Below are 17414 nucleotides of genomic sequence, written 5' to 3'. Positions count from 1 at the left end.
CCCGAACTCTAGCGGATTTCCCGGTCCGCTCATAATCGAGCGTTCGAAAGGAATTCGGGCACGCCGAATTCGATCCCGTCCGGGAGTTCGTGCTGAGGTTGGGTGCCGCATCCGCGGCGGGGATGGTTACCGAAGAACCGTTACGGCCCAGCGGCAACCCGAAGAACTTTACGGATCGGTGAGGAGTGTGTCAACTCCCGGGAACAGGATCCCGGCGGCCGCGCTCCCGGGTCCCGCCGGAACCCCTGCCGGGCCGCCGGCTCGGACCAGGCGACGCGCTGCGCACCCGGCCCCTCACTCCAGGTCGGTGAGCCTGCCTCCGGCGTCCGGCTGGTCGTGCTCCACCCGCCGCAGGACCCGGATCAGCATCTCGCCCAGCAGTGCACGGTCCTCCCCGACGAGGTCCTGGAGGAGGTCCTCCTCGAAGGTCGTGGCCATCCGCATGGCCTCCAGCCACCTGGTCCGGCCCTCGTCCGTGAGTTCGACGATCACCCTCACCCGGTTGCTCTCGTCCCGGTCCCGGGTGACGAGCCCTTCGGAGGCCATGCGGTCGATCCGGTGCGTCATCGCGGCCGGGGTGAGCCCGAGGCGCTTGGCGAGCTCGCCGGGTCCGAGCCGGTAGGGCTCTCCCGAGAGGACGAGGGTCTTCAGCACCTCCCACTCGGCGTTGCTGATCCCGAGGTCCGCCAGCTGCCGCCCGTAGGCGACGTTCATGCGCCGGTTGAGTCGGCCGAGGGCCGAGACCACCTTCTCGACCTGGGGGTCGAGGTCGCCGTACTCCCGCTGATACGCGGCGATCTGTTCGTCGAGGCTCGGCTCCTGGGGGCCGGACGCGGGAGCCCCGGGGGTCTCGGTAGGCATGCGGCGAAGTATGGCACGTACCCGTTGGCGTTGAAGTCCTTGGATGTGTAGAGTTAAACATCGAACTTTAGTTTTGAAGTCTTCAGGCTTCAGTCGTCCAGTCGGCCCCGGAGCGGGCCGCAGAACCATGAAGTAGGTGAGTGTGACCAGGGCGAAGGGCGCGGCGATGCGCCGGATCCAGGCAGGGAACGCGCTGAGCGCGTTCGGGCTCGGCTTCACCGTTCCCTATCTGTACGTCTATGTGGCGCAGGTGCGGGAGCTGGGGGCGACGACCGCGGGCGTGGTGCTCGCGGTGTTCGCCATGGCCGCCCTCGCGGTTCTGCCGTTCACGGGGCGCGTCGTCGACCGGCGCGGACCGCTGCCCGTGCTCGTGGGTGCCGCGCTGCTGGCGTCCGTCGGTGCCGCGGGGCTCGGCCTCGCCACGGACGTACCCGCCGCCGTCGGGTCCGCGGCCCTGCTGGGCGCCGGCACGGCCGTCATGCAGCCCGCGCTGGCCACCATGATCGTCTGGTGCTCGGACGCGACGACACGCACCCGCGCCTTCGCCACGCAGTTCTTCCTCCAGAACCTCGGGCTCGGGGTCGGCGGGCTGATCGGCGGGCACCTCGTCGACGAGAGCCGGCCGTCCAGCTTCACGCTGCTGTTCGGCATCGAGGCCGTGATGTTCCTGGTCCTGGCCGGGATGGCGCTGACCATCCGGCTGCCCCGGCCGAGCGCACCGGCAGGCACGCGCCCCACCGCACCGGGCGGGGGCGGTCTGCGGGCGCTGCTGGGCCACCGCGCCATGGTGCAGCTGCTCGTCCTGGGGTTCGTGCTGTTCTTCGCCTGCTACGGCCAGTTCGAGTCGGGTCTCGCCGCCTACGGGACCGAGGCCGCCGGGATCGCGCCCGCCACCCTGGGCACCGCCCTCGCGGCGAACACCGCCGTGATCGTGGCCGCGCAGTTCCTCGTGCTGAGGTTCGTGGAGCGCCGCAGCCGCACCAAGGTGATCGCCTCGGTCGGTCTGATCTGGGCGGTGGCCTGGATCGCCGCGGGCTACGCCGGGCTCGGCCACGGCGGTCAGGCGATGGCCACGGCCGCGTTCATCTCCACCTACGCGCTCTTCGGACTGGGGGAGTCCATGCTCTCCCCGACCGTCGCCCCGCTGGTCGCGGACCTGGCGCCCGCATCGATGGTCGGCCAGTACAACTCGGCGTTCGCACTGGTCAAGCAGCTCGCGCTGGCCGTCGGCCCGGCCGTGGGCGGTCCGATGGGAGCCACCCTGCACGGCCCCTACATCGTCACCTTCGTCCTGTTCTCGCTCGGCATCACCGTGCTGGCGCTGCGGCTGGGCCGGCGCCTCGCACCGGAGCAGGACCGGCCGTGGCTCGCCGCGAACTCCCGGGTCGTGGCCGTGCACCGGCCCCGGGGCGAGGGGCACCCGGGCGCTTCGGAGGCACCCCGCTCGCCGGCTGCCGCCGGGAGCCGCTGACACCGCCCCGTCGCGGATCGCCTCAGGAAGGCAGGGCGAACTCGCACCACACCGCCTTGCCTCCGCCGGGTGTGCGGCGGGACCCCCAGGACGAGGCGATGGTCGCGATGATCGAGATGCCGCGGCCCGCCTCGTCCTCGGTCTCGACCCGGCGGCGCCGCGGAAGGTGCTCGTCCCCGTCCGTCACCTCGATGATCAGCCGCCGGTCCGTGCGGCGGAGCCGCAGCCGCATCGGGGGGACGCCGTGCTGGAGGGAGTTGCCGACCAGTTCGCTGACCGCCAGTACGCCGAGGTCGTGGAGCTCGGGCGAGAAGCGCCAGGAGGCGAGGACCCCCGAGGCGAACGCCCTCGCCCGCGGGGCGGCCTCGTGGCCGCCGAGGAGGTCCAGCGCGGCGTTGTGGAAGAGCTCGGCGTCGGCGCCGTCGCGCGCCGGGTGCTGGAGGACCAGCACGGCGACGTCGTCGTCGTGCTCCGCGGTCACGCCCAGCGAGCGGATCAGACGGTCGCAGACGACCTGCGGGGAGCCGGTGGCCCCCGCCAGTGCGCGCTCCAGGGCCGCGACCCCCTCGTCGATGTCCTCGCGGCGGCGCTCGACCAGCCCGTCCGTGTAGAGGACGGCGGTCGAACCGGGCGGCAGGGCGATGCTGCCCGAGGTGTGGAGCCAGCCGCCCGTGCCGAGCGGCGGGCCGGTGGGCTCCTCGGCACGGCGGACGCATCCGTCGGCGTCGCGGACGAGGATGGGCAGATGGCCCGCGGAGGCGTAGGCCAGGCGCCCCTCGTTGGGATCGTGGACCGCGTACACGCACGTGGCGATCTGGCTGGCGTCGATCTCCGCGGCGAGGCCGTCGAGCAGTTGGAGCACCTCGTAGGGAGGCAGGTCCAGTCGGGCGTAGGCGCGCACGGCGGTGCGGAGCTGCCCCATCACCGCGGCCGCACGGACCCCGCGGCCCATCACGTCGCCGATCACCACCGCGGTGCGGCCGGCGCCGAGGGTGATGACGTCGTACCAGTCGCCGCCGACCGCGGCGTCGGTGCCGCCGGGCTGGTAGGTGGCCGCGAAGCGCAGGTCGTCCGGCTGCTCCAGCTCCTGGGGCAGCAGGGAGCGCTGGAGGGTCACCGCCGTCTCGCGGTGGCGGCGCTCGCTGGCGCGGAGCCGCTCGGCCGCCACGGCGTGGTCGGTGACGTCGGTGGCGAAGATCAGCACGCCGGCCTGGGCGGGGTCGCCGTCCCGCCGTCCCGCCGGGAGGCAGGTCACGGTGTAGGAGCCCTCGCCGCCGGCCGGTGCGTCGCCGGTGTGGATCCGGCGCGACTTCACGGTGCGCGGTCTGCCGCTGCGGAGCACCTGCTCCATCAGCGCGAGGAGACCGAGTTCGGCGAGTTCCGGGCAGCCGTCGACGGCGGGCAGTCCGGGGGTGCGGTGCCCGAAGGCCGAGGTGTAGGCGTCGTTGGCGTAGGCGAGCCGGTGGTCGGGCCCGTACACCAGGGCGATCAGGGCGGGCAGACTGCCCAGCAGCTCCGGCAGGACGAAGTCCTCCAGGGCGGGCACGGCCGATCCGTCCTGCTCGGCGGGGCGGGCGGACCGGCCGCGGGCTGCGGGCACGGCCCCTTCGCCGCGCGGTGCCCGGGAAGGCCCTTGGTCCGTCCCTCGCGCTGCGGCGCGGCGCTGCGTACCGGGGAGCATCGCGCTCCAACGCGTGAAGTTCACTGACTTTCAAGCCTCAATGGGATGGATTCCAAGGGTCACTCTGTGCAGGTGTGAGCCCACCTATGGTCACACGTCCAGTGTCGCGGACCGGACTGACAGTCGTCTTTGCGCCGGTCTCCCGGCGTTGCGGGACCGCCTCGCCGCACGGGGCGGTCAGCGGTCGGGTGCTCCGCCTCCGCCGTCCGCCGGGGGGCTGGCCCCGGGCGGGTCGGTGGGCGACGGGGGCGGTGCCGCGGCGCGTTCGAACTCGGCCCGCGGGTGCTCCAGGGAGCCCAGCGAGACGATCTCCCGCTTGAACAGACCGGAGAGGATCCACTCGGCGAGCACCCGCGCCTTGCGGTTCAGCGTGGGGACGCGGCTCAGATGGTACGCGCGGTGCATCAGCCAGGCCGGATAGCCCTTCAGCTTCCGCCCGTAGACATGGGCCACGCCCTTGTGCAGGCCGAGCGAGGCGACCGATCCGGCGTTCCGGTGCGCGTACTCCCGGAGCGGTTCGCCGCGCAGCGAGGCCGCGAGGTTCCCGGCGAGCACGGCGGCCTGGCGGACGGCGTGCTGGGCGTTGGGGGCGCAGTACGCGCCGGGGCCGGACGCGGTGAGGTCCGGGACCGCCGCCGCGTCGCCGGCCGCCCAGGCGTGCTCCGCGCCGTCGACCGTCAGGCGTGCGGTGCACACCAGGCGGCCGCGTGCGTCGAGGGGCAGGTCGGTCGCGGCGAGCACCGGGGCGGGCCTGACGCCGGCCGTCCACACCAGGGTCCGGGTGGGGAAGCGGGAGCCGTCGCTGAGCCGGGCGACGCGGCCCTCGCAGGACTCCAGGCGGGTGCCCAGCCGTACGTCGATGTTGCGTGCGCGCAGTTCCCGGACGGCGTAGCGGCCCAGGGCCTCGCCCACCTCGGGCAGGATGCGGTCGGAGGCCTCCACCAGGATCCACTTCAGGTCCTCGGGCCGGATGGTGCGGTAGTAGCGCGCGGTGTAGCGGGCCATGTCCTCCAGTTCGGCGAGCGCCTCGACTCCCGCGTAGCCGCCGCCGACGAAGACGAAGGTGAGGGCCGCGTCGCGGATCGCGGGGTCGCGGGTGGAGGAGGCGATGTCCATCTGCTCGATGACGTGGTTGCGCAGGCCGATGGCCTCCTCGACCGTCTTGAACCCGATGCCGTGGTCGGCGAGGCCCGGCACGGGCAGGGTGCGGGAGACGGATCCGGGGGCGATGACGAGCTCGTCGTAGGCCAGCGCGACGGCTCCGGTGCCCTCCTCGTCCGTGGCGAGGGTGGTGAGCATCGCCGTCCGCTTGGCGTGGTCGACGGACCGCACCTCGCCGATGACGACCCGGCACCGGTCGAGGACCCGGCGCAGGGGCACCACCACATGGCGGGGGGAGAGGGAGCCGGCCGCGGCCTCCGGCAGGAAGGGCTGGTAGGTCATGTAGGGGTCGGTGGCGGCCACCACGATCTCGACGTCGTCGCGGGCGAGCTCGGGCCTGAGCGTCCGCTGGAGGCGCAGCGCGGTGTACATCCCGACGTACCCGCCGCCGACGACGAGGACGCGTGTGCGGGGCGGGGTGCCGGAGGTCGTGCCCCGGGTGTTCGCAGCCTTCACCATCCCATGAGGCAACGGGCTCTGCCGTTTGTCCACAGGCCCGACGGATTGTGTGACCGCAGGGCGCCATCGGAGCCGCCGCGGGACGGGTCCGGTCATATCGGAAGGTGTGCAGGTCAGCGGTTGCGGAGGTGGTGGGGAGGAGGGGTGGAATAGGGAATGTTCCGGTCCTTGCTCCGATCGGGGGGCGCTCCGTGCGAAGTGCCCCCTTCTGAATTGACCCCGGCTCAACTATGTTCATAGCCGGTCGGGGTGCCGGGCCACGGCATGCCCGACAGACCGAGGGCGGGGATGTCTCCGGGGGGAGACGACATGACCGGGGGAACATATATGCACATTCAGGATTCTCATTGGCAGACCGCCGTCGCACCGGTGGCGGCACCGGCTTCCACCGCGGAGAGCGGGGGCGGGGCGGTAGCGCCGCACCCGGCGGGGCGCCCGGCTCCGCTGCGCGTCGACGCCCAGCGCAATCTGGAGCACGTGCTGCGCGCCGCACGCGAGGTGTTCGGCGAGCTGGGGTACGGCGCCCCGATGGAGGACGTGGCGCGGCGCGCCCGGGTGGGCGTCGGCACGGTGTACCGCCGCTTCCCGAGCAAGGACGTGCTGGTGCGCCGCATAGCGGCCGAGGAGACCGCCCGGCTGACGGAGCAGGCGCGCACCGCGCTCGGGCAGGAGGAGGAGCCCTGGTCGGCGCTGTCCCGGTTCCTGCGGACCTCGGTGGCCTCGGGCGCCGGGCGGCTGCTTCCCCCGCAGGTGCTGCGGGTGGGGGTGGACGGCGAGAACGCCGGAGCCGAGGGCGTGTCCGAGGAGCACTCCGGCGATGTCCGGGAGGAGCCGAGGGTCCCGCAGCAGCGGGCCGGTGAGCCGACGGGGCTGCGGGTCGTCGGGCCCCGGTCCGTGCCCGACGAGGAGCTGGAGGACACCGGGGCCGCCGAACTGCTCGACGTGGTGGGCCGGCTCGTGGCCCGCGCCCGGGCGGCGGGCGAGCTGCGCGAGGACGTGACGGTGGCCGACGTCCTGCTGGTGATAGCCACCGCGGCGCCGTCCCTGCCGGATGCCGCGCAGCAGGAGGCCGCGTCCTCCCGGCTGCTGGACATCCTGCTGGAGGGATTGCGGCCGCGCGCGGTCTGAGGGGCACCGTGCGGCACGGCGGGTCCGTGCGGCACCCGTGATCCACCGCCCGCCGTGGGCGCCTCCCCGGACGGGTGGTTGCCGGGCAGCAGGGTCCGGCGGGGCGGCGCGCTGTGGCACTCTTGCCCGGTAATCCGGGTCTGAAGTGCTAACGGGGGCTTCCGCGATGAGCGGTGACGGTCGGGACGAGTCACTCGACGGGTCGGGGGCGTCGGCCTCCACCGGAGCGCCCTCGGGGAAGGTCCCCGGCCAGGGCGGGCCTGCGGGGATGCCGGCGTCTGCGCCGTCCGGCACCGGAGACGGCGGGCGGCACCGGCCTGCGGGCGAGGGCCCGGTGGCGGTGCCGCAGCAGCGGGAGAGGGGCAGTTCGGGCTCGGTGCTGCCGCCGCCGCGGGAGGCCGCGCCGTCCGACGGCGATCTGCTGCGGCTGATGCGGGAGGGCGACGACAGCGCCTACGAGGAGCTGTTCCGCCGCCACGCGGAGGCGGTGCGCCGGTACGCGCGTTCCTGCTGCCGGGACGCGGACACCGCGGACGACCTCACGGCCGAGGTCTTCGCGCGGACCCTCCAGGCGGTGCGGGGCGGTGCCGGGCCCGAGCACGCCGTGCGCGCCTATCTGCTGACCACGGTCCGGCGGGTCGCCGCGACCTGGACGAAGTCGGCGAAGCGCGAGCAACTGGTCGAGGACTTCGCCGTGTTCGCGGCGGAGGCAGCCCGCGGGGGCGACCGGGCCCACGGCGACACCCTCGACGCCGGTGCCGATGTGCGGGCGATGCACGAGGCGGAGCGTTCGCTTGCGCTCCAGGCGTTCCGGTCCCTGCCGGAGCGCTGGCAGGCGGTGCTGTGGCACACCACCGTGGAGGAGGAGTCCCCCAGCGAGGTCGCCCCGCTGTTCGGGCTGACCCCGAACGCGACCGCGGTACTGGCCAGTCGCGCCCGCGAGGGGCTGAAGCAGGCCTATCTCCAGGCCCATGTGAGCACGTCGCTGACCGCGGGGGGCGACTGCGCGCGGTACGCGGACCGGCTGGGGGCCTTCGCCCGGGGCGGTCTGCGGATGAGGGCGGAGCGCGGGCTGCGCAAGCACCTCGACGAGTGCGCCCCGTGCCGGCTCGCGGCGGGTGAGCTGGCGCATGTCAACGCCGGGATCCCGGCGCTGCTGCCGATCGCCGTCATCGGCTGGTTCGCCGCCGGCTACTCGCTCAAGGCCGCCGGGGTGGCCGCGGGCGGCGTGGCGGGGGCCGCGGGAGCCGGTGCCGCGGCGGCCGCGGCGGGAGGCGGGGCGTCCGGCGCGGCGGCGGGCGGGGCCGTCGCGGAGGGGCTCGGCGCTCCGGCGAAGGCGGGCATCGCCGCCGCCGCGGCCGTCGCGGCCACCGCCGGTCTGGTGTGGGCCTTCTCCGGGGAACCGGCCCCGGTGGAGGCGCCCGAGGCGAAGCCCGCGGTCTCCGCGCCCGCCGGGCCGGAGGCGCCCCCGCCCGCCGCCGCGGCACCGTCCCGTTCGGCGGCACCCGCGTCCCCTCCGGCGCCGGCTCCCCGCGCGGTGGCGGCCCCCGCCCGGACATCGCCCCCGCCGCCCGCGCCGAAGCCCACCCCCGCGCCGTCGCGCTCCGTGCCGGCGCCCGAGCCGCCCCCCGCGCCCGCTCCGGACACCCCTGCGCCGTCCCCCACGCCTTCTCCCACGCCTCCCGCCCCGGCCGTCTACCAGGTCAACCGGCTTCCCTACGCCCTGATCGGGGACGGAAACGGCCCGGAGGTCCGGATCGCGGGAAGCAGCTGGCTCTGGCAGCGCGGCGCGACGTCGATCGGCGGCCGCGGGTCCGGCCAGGGCGTGACGGTCGGGGGCCGCTCCTCGGTCCTGATCGACCTGAACCGCCCGTGCGTGGCGTACGAGGCGGTGGTGGGGGTGGACGACCTGACACCGGGCAGTCGGACCGTGCGCTTCGCGGTGTACGGGGACGGCAGCCGGGTGTGGCGCTCACAGCCCCTGGCCCGCGGGGACGAGGCGGTGCGGGTGCGCGTGTCGCTGACGGGCTACCGCACGCTGCGCCTGGTCGTCGAGCCGGTGGGTCACGGGGCCTCGCTGGCGCTGGCCGACTGGGCCGAGCCGCGGATCACCTGCGACCGGGCGGACTGACCGCGGCGTGCGCGGCCGCGCACGGCGCCGGTCGCGACGCGACGTCCCCGGCCGGTGCGCGCTCCGCTCTCCGGCGACCGGGAGCGGTGCGCCGCCGACCGGGCCCCGGCGGGCGGGCCCGCACACCGGGCGGGGCGCCCCCGGAGCCCCTCCGCCCCGGGCCCGCGGGCGGGGGCACCGGCGCGGCCGAGCCGCCGATCACCCGCGGCCGCGGGTGATCGGGGCCGGGTCAGGGCTGGAGGGTGGGGCGCCTGGGCACCCCGCCGGCCACCGCACGGCGGCGGGGCGCCTCCGTCCCGGTCCAGCAACTGCCCCGGCGGGCCAGCAGCTTGCGCAGCCACAGCTCCGTGGAGACCAACTCGGCCAGCCCGTCCAGCGCAACCGGCTCCCCTTCGGAGGCGGCCCGCAGCGCCCGGCGCACCACACGGGCCTCCACCAGTCCGGCATCGGCGAGGAGGGGCGCGTCGAAGAGCGCCATCAGCTGCGGGAGCGCGGTGCGCAGCCCGGTGCGCGCCGTCGCCGTCGCGGTCTGCCCGGCGTGGGCGGTGGTCCCCCACCCGGTCGGCAGGTCGCGGACACCGGCCCCCGTCAGGACGGCGCGCAGCACCTCGGCGCGGGCTCCGGGACGGACCCGCAGCGTCTCCGGCAGCGCCCGGCTGGCACGCACCACCTGGTTGTCGAGGAAGGGCGCGTGGAGGCGCTGGCTGCGGATCTCGGCGGCCTGCTCCAGGATCCGGTGGTCGGCCGCGTACCGGGTGAGGGCCGCACGGGCACGGGCCTCGCCGGGGCGCAGCACGGTGGCCGGGCGGGTCGCCGCGCCGGTCAGGCGAACCGATACTTCAGCGAGGGCCTCTCCCGTCAGCCAGCGTGCCGCCGGGCCGGGCCGGGCCCACGCCAGCGCGGCGAGCGAGGCGCCGACGGCACCGTTCAGCCCCACGGCCCCCGGCCGGTTGGCGGTGAGCAGCCGTCCGGCGGCGTCCTCCAGCCCCGCCCGGTAGGGCGTACGGGCGAGGCGGCGGGCCGCCCGGTAGACCGTGAACGGCACCAGCAGCGACTGCGGCGAGGCACCGTCGGCGCGGGCCAGTGCCGCCACCGGCCGCATCAGGTGGCGCCGGCTGCGGTCCATCAGCAGGTCCGCGAGGCGCGCGGGGTGGGCGTCGAGCACCGCTCTGGCGCCCGCCCCGGTCAGATGGTCGGCGCTCCCGGCGACAAGCCGGCAGCGGTGGCGTTCCGCGGTCACCAGAGACGGCGCGGGCTCGTCGGTGAGCGGCCCGCCCTCCAGCCCGGCATAGGGCAGGGCCTCCTCCCCGGCGGCGACGACCACATGGTGCAGCCGGGGGTTGGCGGCGAGGAGGCGGGCGCGCTCCAGTTCCGGCTCGCGGGAGTCCCGCCCGGCGGTGGCCAGGTCGTTGAAGGTGACGGCGAGCAGCCGCTCACCCGCGCCGGTGCCGTGCCCGAGCACGGTGCCGGGCACCCCGGGCAACCCGGCGGCGAGGAGGGCGAGCGTGCTGGAGGCGCTGCCGCCCGAGAGGTCGGCCCCGATGCCGGGTGCGGGCGCGCCCCGGGCGGCCCTGCGCTCCGCCGGTCCCATGCCGGGGACCGGCCCGGGGTCGGGGGGCAGGGTCTCGGGGGCGTGGCGCGGCGCGGTCAGGCGCGCCCGCACGGCCTCCACCAGGGCGTCGCGGACCCCGCCGACGGCCTGGTCCGGGTCGATCCGGGGCCCGGCGACGGCGAGCGAGGCGACCGCTTCGTACCCGGCGACCTCCCGGGAGCCCTCGCGGAGGATCAGCGCGTGCCCGGGCGGGATGCGCCTCACTCCGGAGTACGGCGTGGCGTCGCCCAGCGCTTCGGGGGTCTCGGGGCAGGCCAGCAGTGCCGCCAGGTAGCCGATGTCGAGCTGGGCCTCGACCAGGTCGGCGAGCGGCAGGGCGGCGGTGGCGTAGGCGGTGCCGCCGGCCCACGGGGTGTGGAAGACGGGCCGGGCGCCCGCGAGGTCGCCGACGACGGTGGTGCGCCGGCCGGACTGGACGACGGCGGTGTAGCTGCCGGGCCAGGCGGTCAGATGGCGCAGGGCGCCGCCGCGTGCGGCGAGCAGGCCCACCCGGAGTTCCTCGTCGTCGGCGGCGCAGCAGCCGAGGACCGCGAGGCGGACGGCCGGGGGAGGGTTCGCGCCACCGCCGGGAACGGCGCGGGCCGGTGGTGCGACCGTGACGACGCGCACCTCGTCGGGGCGCCAGTCGCCCACCGCCCACAGCGGATCGGGTCCGCCCCACAGGGGGTGGGAGCCGACCGGGTGGACGGAGCCGCCCTCGGTGCCGTCCGGCAGGCCGGCCGGGGCGCCGGTCGGGGCGTCGGCCGGCGCGGGACCCGGGCCGCCACTGCTCCATCCCACCAGCCAGCGCATCCCCGCCTCCACCGTGTTCCCGAAGCCGCTCGGGAACATGCTGCCACGAAGGAGGCGCCGGGACCCCGGCTCCGGTCGCGTGCGCGGGAAGTGAACGCCTGCCGCAGCGTGGCGATTTAACGCTGTACGGATGGCGTGAAAACGTAGTTCCACTCGCGGGAGGAGCGGCTGGAGCCCGCTCCCTCACCATCGACTTCCGGCCATTCTCTGGAACGAGGATTAGGTTCGGCAACCGTTCCGGGAGGCGCGGTTCGCCTCCCGGACCGGTCCGCCGCCCGCGGGGATGAGGCGGCGGTGTCCCCCAGCCCACCGGTGCTGACGCACCGTGGGCCGACCCACGCAGCACCCAGCGAACCGCCCCGGCCGCCCCCGGGCCAGAGCGCACGGACGGGCGCACGGCCACACGGCGGGAGCACGGCGCGCGGGCGGGGGCGCCCGGCCCGCGCCACATTCCCGCCATACGGCACACCGCCTCTTAACGGTAGGGATGCGGCGAACTACGCTGGGTTTACTGCTGTCCTCCACGGGCGCGCATATTCCGGGCGGTTCGGCCAGGCGCTTTTGCAGCCGGGACCGGTCCGGGACGGGCGGGCCGCGAAGCACGGGGACACAGCACGAATGCCGTGCGCCGGGGCGTCGCGGCAGCCGTCTGCGTGTCGAGGGGTGGCGCATGTCCAGGGAGCAACGCGAGCCGAACGACAAGCTCGGCGCCGTCCTCGCCCTCGCGGGAATCAGCAACGCGGGGCTCGCCCGCCGGGTCAACGACCTCGGGGCCCAGCGCGGACTGACCCTCCGCTACGACAAGACCTCGGTGGCCCGCTGGGTCTCCAAGGGGATGGTGCCCCAGGGAGCCGCACCGCACCTGATCGCCGCGGCGATCGGCGCCAAGCTGGGCCGCCCGGTCCCGCTCCACGAGATCGGCCTGGCGGACGCCGACCCGGCGCCCGAGGTCGGGCTCGCCTTCCCCCGGGACATCGGCGAGGCGGTGAAATCAGCCACCGAGCTGTACCGGCTCGATCTCGCCGGACGCCGCGCGGGCGGGGGAGGCATCTGGCAGTCCCTGGCCGGTTCCTTCGCCGTGAGCGCCTACGCCACCCCCGCGTCCCGCTGGCTGATAACCCCCGCGGACCCGTCGGTCGAGCGGCTCGTCGGCGCCCCCCTGCGGGTGGGCTCCGCCCCGCGCACCGCCGGGCCCGCGGCGGAGCCGGCCGACGGCGCGGACGCCGCCGTGCGGGTCGGCCACAGCGATGTGGCCAAGCTCCGCGAGGCGGCCGAGGACGCCCGCCGCTGGGACTCCAAGTACGGCGGCGGCGACTGGCGTTCGTCGATGGTCCCCGAGTGCCTCCGCGTCGACGCCGCACCGCTGCTGCTCGGCTCGTACTCCGACGAGGTGGGCCGCGCGCTGTTCGGCGCCACCGCCGAGCTGACCCGCCTGGCCGGCTGGATGGCCTTCGACACCGGCCAGCAGGAGGCGGCCCAGCGCTACTACATCCAGGCCCTGAGGCTGGCCCGGGCCGCCGCGGACGTGCCGCTGGGCGGCTACGTCCTCGCCTCCATGTCGCTTCAGGCCACCTACCGCGGCTTCGCGGACGAGGGGGTCGACCTGGCGCAGGCCGCACTGGAGCGCAACCGCGGCCTGGCGACCGCGCGCACCATGAGCTTCTTCCGGCTGATCGAGGCGCGCGCGCACGCCAAGGCCGGCGACGCCGCCGCCGCGGGCCAGGCGCTCAAGGCCGCCGAGGGCTGGCTGGAGCGCTCCCGGGAGGGCGACTGCGACCCCTCCTGGCTCGGCTTCTACTCCTACGACCGCTTCGCCGCCGACGCCGCCGAGTGCTACCGCGACCTCAAGGCCCCCCGGCAGGTGCGCCGCTTCACCGAGCAGGCCCTGTCCCGCCCCACCGAGGAGTACGTGCGCTCCCACGGGCTCCGGTTGATCGTCAGCGCGGTCGCCGAGCTGGAGTCCGGCAACCTGGACGCCGCCTGCGCGGCTGGCACCCGTGCGGTCGAGGTGGCGGGCCGGATCTCCTCCGCGCGCACCACCGAGTACGTGCGCGACCTGCTGCACCGCCTGGAGCCCTACGGCGACGAGCCGCGGGTGATGGAGCTGCGGGAGCGGGCCCGCCCGCTCCTGGCCGCCCCGGCGTGACACCCCCCACTCCCCGGGCCTGGTTTGAAGCCCCTGCCGGCGGGCCAGTGCACTATCGGGGTGGGAGGTGGCGCAGGTGACGGCACGCGTACGGGGCTTCGACTGCGACGTCCTGGTGATCGGCGGCGGGATCGTCGGCCTGTCGACGGCGTACGCCCTCTCCCGCTCGGCCCCGGGCGCCGAGGTGGCCGTCCTGGAGAAGGAGCCGGGCCCCGCACGGCACCAGACGGGACGCAACAGCGGAGTGATCCACAGCGGGATCTACTACCGGCCCGGCTCGCTCAAGGCCCGCTACGCGGTGCGCGGAGCCGCCGAGACGGTCGCGTTCTGCAAGGAGCACGGCGTTCCCCACGAGGTCACCGGCAAACTCATCGTGGCCACCGACCGCCCGGAGCTGCCCCGCCTCCACTCCCTGGTCCAGCGCGGCCGGGAGAACGGCATCCCGGTGCGCGAACTGGGTGCCTCGCAGATACCCGAGTACGAGCCCGAGGTCACCGGCCTCGCCGCGATCCACGTCGGCACCACCGGAGTGTGCGACTTCCGCGCCATGGCCGCGCGGCTGGCGCTCGCCTCCGGCGCCGACGTGCGCTACGGGCAGGAGGTCGACGCCGTCGACCGCAGGCCCTGGGGGGTGGCGGTCCGCACCACCGGGGGCGCGGTGGTGCGCGCCCGGGCCCTGGTGAACTGCGCCGGGCTCCACTGCGACCGGGTGGCCCGCCTCGCCGGCGACGACCCGGAGCTGCGGATCGTGCCCTTCCGCGGCGAGTACTACGACCTCCTCCGCCCCGGGCTGGTCCGCGGCCTGGTCTACCCCGTGCCGGACCCGGCCTTCCCCTTCCTCGGCGTCCATCTGACCCGGGGCGTCGAGGGCGGCGTCCACGTGGGCCCGAACGCCGTACCCGCCCTGGCCCGCGAGGGCTACCACCGGTGGACGGCCCGTCCGCGGGACGTCGCCGAGACCCTGCGCTGGCCCGGCGCCTGGCGGATGGCGCGCCGCCACTGGCGCCACGGGGCGGGAGAGCTGCACCGTTCACTGTCGAAGCGGGCCTTCACCCGGGCCGTCGGCCGGCTGCTCCCCGCCGTCACCGAGGACGACCTGCGGCCTGCCGCGGCCGGGGTGCGTGCCCAGGCCGTGCTGCGGGACGGCACCCTCGCCGACGACTTCGTCCTGCGCGAGGGCCCCCGGACGGTCCACGTGCTGAACGCGCCCTCGCCCGCCGCGACGGCGGCACTGCCCATCGGCCGCGAGGTGGCCCGGCGCGTGCTGGCCGCGCTGGAGGCCGCACCGGACTGACCGCCCCGGACCGGCGCCCCGGCCCCGCACTCCTCCCCGGACCGGGCGGCCGACCGGGCCCCCAGCACCGCGCCGGAGGGGGCGCCGGTCCGGCTCGTAGAATCGACGCACTGTGTCTGAGCCTCGAAACACCGCCCCCGACGCCCCCCGGCCCGCGACCCGCACCGTGGGCGCGCCCCGCTTCCCCGGCGGCCCCGCCGCCGACCCCGCGGGCTCCCACCACGAGCGCCGCATCCGCAGCTTCCAGCCGCGCCGCAGCCGGGTGACCACCGGGCAGGGCGAGGCACTGCGACGGCTCTGGCCGACGTGGGGCACGGACATCGACGGGCACCGGGTACTCGACCTGGAGGAGATGTTCGGCGGGCTCCCGGTCGTGCTGGAGATCGGCTTCGGCATGGGCGAGGCGACGGCGCAGATGGCGGCGGACGATCCGGGCACGGGCATCCTGGCCGTGGACGTCCACACGCCGGGCCAGGGCAACCTGCTCGCCCTCGCCGAGCGCCACGGCCTCACCAACGTGCGCGTGGCCAACGGGGACGCCGTCATCCTGCTGCGCGAGATGCTGCCGCCGCGCTCGCTCGACGGCATGCGGGTCTTCTTCCCCGACCCCTGGCCCAAGAAGCGCCACCACAAGCGGCGTCTCGTCCAGCCCGCGTTCCTCGATCTGGCCGCGGGGCCCATGAAGCCGGGCGCCGTGCTGCACTGCGCGACGGACTGGGAACCCTACGCCGAGCAGATGCTCGACGTGCTCCAGGCCCACCCGGACTTCGAGAACACCGTCCCCGGCGGCGGCTACGCCCCCCGGCCCGCCTTCCGGCCGCTCACCCGCTTCGAGGGGCAGGGGCTGGACAAGGGCCACCGCGTGCACGACCTGCTCTTCCGCCGCACCCGCCGGGACGTCTGACCCGGGCGTCCTGCCCCGAGCCGGCGGCCGGTCCCCGGGGGCCCTCGGCAGCGCTCCGCCGCCCTTGCCGGAACGTCCCTCCCGTCCCGGAGGACCACCCCCGCACCGGGCGCCCGTCCGGCGGCTCCGCAGGGCGGCGAGGGCCGCCGTACCCGCGCCGGGGGTGCGGGACAGGTCCCGGGCGCGCTCCCCGCACTGCCCGGCGCGCGGCGTCGGATGCGGTGCAGCAAGGCGGAGAATCCCGTGCGCATCGGGCGTGTCCGGGCGAAACGACAGCACAGCGGGGTGCCGTGCCCCGTCGTCGTACGCCCGCCGGGGAGCACGGGGCAGGCCTTAGGGTCGACGGGTGTCAGCGACTCCGCCGGAGCCCTCCCCGCCCGCCTTCCCGCCGCCCCCGGCCGTGCCCCCGTACGCACCGGACGGGGCACCACCCGTCCCCGGGGCACGGGCACGCCGGTCGGCCCGCCTGCGCGCCGCGCTGCTGTGGCGCAGCCGGGCCGTGCGGATGGCGGCCGTGTTCACCCTGCTCGCACTCTGCGGGCTGGTCATCCTGGTCCTGGTGCGCGAGCAGACCGGCTCCACGGGCTTCCTGGTGGGCCTGGGGCTGGCCACGCTCCCCGTGCCGCTGCTGCTCGCCGCGTTCCGCTGGCTCGACCGGGTCGACCCGCTTCCCTGGCGGAACCTGGTCTTCGCGTTCGCCTGGGGGGCCTGTGCGGCGGCACTGATCTCCCTCCTCGCCAACACCCTGGCCACCCGCTGGATAGCCACCGCCACGGCCGACCCCGCCTCGGCGGACACACTGGGCGCCACGGTCGTCGCGCCGGTCGTCGAGGAGAGCGCCAAGGGGGTCGCGCTGCTGCTGCTCTTCCTGCTGCGCGGAAGGGAGTTCACCGGTGTGGTGGACGGGGTCGTGCTCGCCGGGTTCACCGCGACGGGCTTCGCCTTCACGGAGAACGTCCTCTACCTCGGGAACGCCTTCGGCGAGGACATGGCGTTCGGCTTCGCGGGCCTGGGATCGGTCACCGCGGCGACCTTCTTCGTCCGCATCGTGATGTCCCCGTTCGCGCACCCGCTGTTCACGGTGCTCTGCGGCCTCGGCTTCGGCCTGGCCGCCGCGGCGCCCCGCGGGCGCCGGGTGCGGCGGGTGCTGCTGCCGCTGCTCGGGCTGGTGGCCGCCATGGGCATGCACGCCCTGTGGAACGGCTCGGCCTCCCTGCTCGGCCCCTGGGGGTTCTTCGGGGTGTACGGGGCGTTCATGGTGCCCGCGTTCGCGCTGCTCACCTGGCTGACCGTGTGGAGCAGGCAGCGCGAGCTGCGCACCATAGCCGCCCGCCTGCCCGCGTACGCGGCGGCGGGCTGGCTCACGGCCACCGAGCCGCCCGCCCTGTCGTCGATGCGCGCGCGAGCCATGGCGAGGGACTTCGCACGCCGCACCTACGGCCCGGCGGCCGGACGGGCCGTGGCGGAGTACGAGGCGTTCGCGACCTCGCTGGCGTTCCTGCGCAACAGGGCCCACCGGGGCGCGGCGGGACCGGACTTCGCGGAACGGGAGCGGGAGCTGCTGCACCACCTGTGGCTGCGCCGCGAGGTCGCGGCGCCCTCCCTGGCCTACGCGGCACGCGCCACGGGCCGGGCCCCCCGGGTGCTGCCGCACCGGGACTACGACGGGTTCAACCCCTACCGCACCTGAGGCCGGCACCGGGCGGACTCCCCGGGTGGTGCGTGCCGGCGGGAACGCGGGCGGGGGCCGTGGCGCGCGCGAGGGCCCGGACGC

Annotated in this window: 11 protein-coding genes; 7 read left to right on the top strand and 4 right to left on the bottom strand. The window is 75.7% G+C overall.

Going from position 1 to position 17414, the window contains the following annotated elements; all coding sequences use genetic code 11:
• Positions 1 to 294 precede the first annotated feature (294 nt).
• Positions 295 to 861, bottom strand: a complete 567-nt coding sequence (locus NPS70_RS23075) for a MarR family winged helix-turn-helix transcriptional regulator (protein WP_256526275.1) — start codon at positions 859 to 861, stop codon at positions 295 to 297.
• Between the two features lie 166 nt (positions 862 to 1027).
• Here NPS70_RS23075 and NPS70_RS23070 point away from each other — a divergent pair, with 166 nt between their 5' ends.
• Positions 1028 to 2332, top strand: coding sequence for an MFS transporter (locus NPS70_RS23070; protein ID WP_256526290.1), 1305 nt, complete (start codon positions 1028 to 1030; stop codon positions 2330 to 2332).
• 22 nt (positions 2333 to 2354) lie between these two features.
• Here NPS70_RS23070 and NPS70_RS23065 read toward each other — a convergent pair whose 3' ends face one another.
• Complete coding sequence (locus NPS70_RS23065) at positions 2355 to 4037, bottom strand: SpoIIE family protein phosphatase (protein ID WP_256526274.1); 1683 nt, start codon at positions 4035 to 4037, stop codon at positions 2355 to 2357.
• Between the two features lie 153 nt (positions 4038 to 4190).
• Positions 4191 to 5633 carry an NAD(P)/FAD-dependent oxidoreductase gene (locus tag NPS70_RS23060; protein WP_256526273.1) on the bottom strand — a complete coding sequence of 481 codons (1443 nt, stop codon included), beginning with the start codon at positions 5631 to 5633 and terminating at the stop codon, positions 4191 to 4193.
• Positions 5634 to 5960: 327 nt separating this feature from the next.
• Here NPS70_RS23060 and NPS70_RS23055 point away from each other — a divergent pair, with 327 nt between their 5' ends.
• Both NPS70_RS23055 and NPS70_RS23050 read left to right on the top strand, forming a co-directional pair.
• Positions 5961 to 6761 carry a TetR/AcrR family transcriptional regulator gene (locus NPS70_RS23055; RefSeq protein WP_256526272.1) on the top strand — a complete coding sequence of 267 codons (801 nt, stop codon included), beginning with the start codon at positions 5961 to 5963 and terminating at the stop codon, positions 6759 to 6761.
• Positions 6762 to 6927: 166 nt separating this feature from the next.
• Positions 6928 to 8892: a sigma-70 family RNA polymerase sigma factor gene (locus NPS70_RS23050; RefSeq protein ID WP_256526271.1), complete on the top strand. Its 1965-nt coding sequence runs from the start codon at positions 6928 to 6930 to the stop codon at positions 8890 to 8892.
• A gap of 229 nt (positions 8893 to 9121) precedes the next feature.
• On the opposite strand, the gene NPS70_RS23045 is transcribed toward NPS70_RS23050, so the two are convergent.
• Positions 9122 to 11296, bottom strand: a complete 2175-nt coding sequence (locus NPS70_RS23045) for an asparagine synthase-related protein (protein ID WP_256526289.1) — start codon at positions 11294 to 11296, stop codon at positions 9122 to 9124.
• A gap of 670 nt (positions 11297 to 11966) precedes the next feature.
• On the opposite strand from NPS70_RS23045, the gene NPS70_RS23040 reads away from it, so the two are divergent.
• The 4 genes from NPS70_RS23040 to NPS70_RS23025 all read left to right on the top strand — a co-directional run bounded on the left by NPS70_RS23040 (position 11967) and on the right by NPS70_RS23025 (position 17330).
• Entirely contained in the window at positions 11967 to 13442 is a 1476-nt protein-coding gene (locus tag NPS70_RS23040) for an MFS transporter (RefSeq protein WP_256526270.1), read from the top strand.
• 76 nt (positions 13443 to 13518) lie between these two features.
• A complete protein-coding gene (gene lhgO, locus NPS70_RS23035; protein WP_374212046.1) occupies positions 13519 to 14736 on the top strand; it encodes an L-2-hydroxyglutarate oxidase in 1218 nt (405 codons plus the stop codon).
• 112 nt (positions 14737 to 14848) lie between these two features.
• On the top strand, positions 14849 to 15640 hold the full coding sequence (gene trmB, locus NPS70_RS23030; protein ID WP_374212045.1) for a tRNA (guanosine(46)-N7)-methyltransferase TrmB: 792 nt from the start codon (positions 14849 to 14851) through the stop codon (positions 15638 to 15640).
• A gap of 346 nt (positions 15641 to 15986) precedes the next feature.
• Positions 15987 to 17330 carry a PrsW family intramembrane metalloprotease gene (locus tag NPS70_RS23025; protein ID WP_256526268.1) on the top strand — a complete coding sequence of 448 codons (1344 nt, stop codon included), beginning with the start codon at positions 15987 to 15989 and terminating at the stop codon, positions 17328 to 17330.
• The last annotated feature ends 84 nt before the right edge of the window (positions 17331 to 17414 follow it).

It is taken from the genome of Streptomyces sp. C10-9-1, from assembly GCF_024497955.1.
GTDB classification, from domain to species: Bacteria; Actinomycetota; Actinomycetes; order Streptomycetales; family Streptomycetaceae; genus Streptomyces; species Streptomyces sanyensis.
The sequence above is the reverse complement of the archived record's forward strand: the minus strand, read 5'-3'. Positions and strand labels throughout refer to the sequence as shown.